The sequence below is a fragment of the Noviherbaspirillum sp. genome (assembly GCF_035654295.1).
In the GTDB taxonomy this organism is placed as follows: Bacteria; Pseudomonadota; Gammaproteobacteria; order Burkholderiales; family Burkholderiaceae_D; genus Noviherbaspirillum.
In genome coordinates this window covers 1-3029 of sequence record NZ_DASRXF010000182.1, presented here as the reverse complement: position 1 = coordinate 3029, position 3029 = coordinate 1, and the positions used below count along the sequence as shown (strand labels likewise).

Annotated in this window: 3 protein-coding genes; all 3 read left to right on the top strand. The window is 64.3% G+C overall.

From position 1 onward, the window contains the following. The coding region (locus VFF99_RS17365; protein ID WP_325020119.1) for a 3-hydroxybutyrate oligomer hydrolase family protein at positions 1–1878 on the top strand (1878 nt) is incomplete at its 5' end. Between the two features lie 171 nt (positions 1879–2049). Beyond that, entirely contained in the window at positions 2050–2823 is a 774-nt protein-coding gene (locus VFF99_RS17360; protein WP_325020117.1) for an ABC transporter ATP-binding protein, read from the top strand. Beyond that, the coding region (locus VFF99_RS17355; protein WP_325020115.1) for an ATP-binding cassette domain-containing protein at positions 2823–3029 on the top strand (207 nt) is incomplete at its 3' end. The genes VFF99_RS17360 and VFF99_RS17355, both read left to right, overlap by 1 nt.

Genomic DNA, 3029 nt, shown 5'->3' with positions numbered 1-3029 from the left:
CTCGCCATCCATCAGAACTATCGCGCGCTGGTCGACACCACGGCCAACGGCGGATTCGGCACGCTGTATGGCCCGACCGTGGCCAATGCGGGCACGACGCCGACCAGCACCGGCAAGATCGCCGGCAAGGAATTCATCGCTTACGCCGACGACGGCAGCGGGGCGCAGAACGTGACCCTGATGGTGCAGGTTCCGGACACCTTCGACCGGTCCAAGCCCTGCATCGTCACCGCGACCTCGTCCGGTTCGCGCGGCATCTACGGCGCGATCGGCACCTCGGGCGAGTGGGGCCTCAAGCGCGGCTGCGCCGTCGCCTACACCGACAAGGGCAGCGGCAACGGCTTCCATGACCTGCAATCCAACAAGGTCACGCTGATCGACGGCACCACCGCTGATGCTGCAGCCGCCGGCACCCTGGCGCTGTTCAAGGCCAATATCACCGACGCGGCGCGCACCGCCTACAACGCGCTGTTCCCGAACCGCGTCGCCTACAAGCATGCGCACTCCCAGCAGAATCCGGACAAGGACTGGGGCAAGAACACCCTGCAAGCCGTCGAGTTCGCGTTCTACGTGCTCAACGAGCAGTATGGCACCGCCATCGGCACTTCCGGTGCCAAGGCCCGCACGATCGGGCCGTCGAACACGCTGGTGATCGCATCGAGCGTATCCAACGGTGCCGGTGCTGCCTTGCTCGCAGCCGAGCAGGATACCGAAGGCTTGATTGACGCCGTCGTCGTGGCCGAACCGCAGGTGCAGCCCAAAGCAACGCCGAGCCTGAGCATCCGCCGCGGATCGATGACGTACACGAACGTCGGCAAGCCGATGATCGATTACATCACCTTCGCCAATGTCTACCAGGCGTGCGCAGCGCTGGCCGTACCCAACAGCGCATTTGCCGCGTCCTTGCCGGTGGCGAACATGGAGGCCCGCTGCACGGGGCTGGCGAACAAGAACCTCCTCTCCGGATCGACGACGGCAGAGCGTGCGGCAGATGCACTCGCGAAGATGCGCGCCTACGGTTGGGAGCCCGAGACCGACATCCTCCACCTGACCCACTACCGCTTCGCGGTACCGGCAGTGGCAACGACGTATGCCTATGCCTACGGACGCTTCGGCGCCACGGAAAACCTGTGCGGCCTGAGCTTTGCCAACACGGACGCTGCGGGTAACGTGATCGCGCAGGGCGCCGCCCAGGCTACCCTGTTCGGCACGGGCAACGGCATTCCGCCGACCGCCGGCATCAACATCGTCTACAACGATGCGGTCGGCGGCCCGAAGCTGGATCGTCTCGCCGTGTCGCCGTCCACCGGACTGCCCGACATGGCGCTCGATTCCGCCCTGTGCCTGCGTTCGCTTGCGACCGGCACCGATGCCGTCACCGGCGCTGCACTGACCGGCGAGATGCTTGCCAAGTCCCAGCGCATCCGGCAAGGCGTGGCCGAGGCGCAAGCCAATGGCAACGTCGGCAGCCGCCCGACCATCATCGTGACCGGCCGCAGCGATACGCTGATGCAGACCAACCAGGCAGCACGCGCCTACTTCGGCAAAATGCATGTGAACAATGCCGCAGCCAACGCGCGTTATATCGAAGTCGCCAACGCCAATCACTTCGACGCCTTCATCGGATCCCTGCCGGGCTACGACACGGCGCTGGTGCCGCTGCACTATTACCTCAACCAGGCGCTGGACATGATGTGGGCGCACCTGAACAGCAATGCACCGCTGCCGGGCAGCCAGGTCGTGCGCACCACGCCGCGGGGAGGCTCCCCGGGCGCGGCGCCGGCAATCACTACGGCCAACGTGCCGCCGATCGCCGTCACCCCGGCATCGGGCAACGCCATTACGTTCGCGAACAACATCCTGACCATCGCGGACTGACCGAACCCAAGCCGCGCGCGACAATCCGACGAACCCTGGTCGCGCGCGGTGGAGGGTTGTAACCCGGAAGACTGTAATACCGCCCCGGCGTGATGCCGGGGCAAACCCGATGTACGCATTTGCGCAGGAGCGCAAGTGCACCAAGCGAAGCAGCATCACTGGAGAAAATGGATGACAAGCGAAGTCATACTTGAAACGCGAAACCTGACGAAAGGTTTCAAGGGATTCATCGCGGTGAACGACGTCAACTTCAAGGTCCGTCGCGGCTCGATTCACGCGCTGATCGGCCCGAACGGTGCAGGGAAGACGACGTTCTTCAACCTGCTGACGAAATTCCTGACGCCGACGTCGGGCACGATCCTGTACAACGGCAAGGACATCACCTCGCTCAAGCCGGAACAGATCGCGCATCGCGGCGTGATTCGCTCGTTCCAGATCTCCGCCGTGTTCCCGCACCTGACCGTGCTGGAAAACGTGCGCATCGGCCTGCAGCGCGCACTCGGCACTTCCTTCCATTTCTGGAAGAGCGAGCAGACCCTGACTTCACTGAACCGCCGCGCCATCGAGCTGCTGGCGGAAGTGGACCTGGAGAGTTTCGCCAACACCATGACGGTCGACCTGCCCTACGGCCGCAAGCGCGCGCTGGAAATCGCCACCACGCTGGCGATGGAACCCGAGCTGATGCTGCTGGACGAGCCGACGCAGGGCATGGGCCACGAAGACGTGCACCGCGTCACCGAGCTGATCAAGAAAGTCTCCGCGGGCCGCACCATCCTGATGGTCGAGCACAACATGAGCGTGGTGGCAGGCATCTGCGACAAGATTTCGGTCCTGCAGCGCGGGGCGCTGCTGGCAGAAGGAACCTACGAAGAAGTATCGAAGAACCCCCAGGTGATGGAAGCCTACATGGGCACCACCTCGGGCGCACTGGAAGGAGCGCATTGATGGCAACGGCGGCACTTGAAATCAAGAACCTCAAGGCCTGGTACGGCGAGTCGCACATCCTGCACGACGTCAACCTGGAAGTGAAACCCGGCGAAGTGGTGACGCTGCTGGGCCGCAACGGCGCCGGCCGCACCACGACGCTGCGCGCGATCATGGGCCTGACCGGCACGCGCAGCGGCTCGATCAAGGTCAATGGCGTGGAGTCG

Bases quoted from the DNA above. Each gene is read 5' to 3' on its own strand.
- VFF99_RS17360 (WP_325020117.1), top strand. From the start codon at position 2,050: ATGACAAGCGAAGTCATACTTGAAACGCGAAACCTGACGAAAGGTTTC.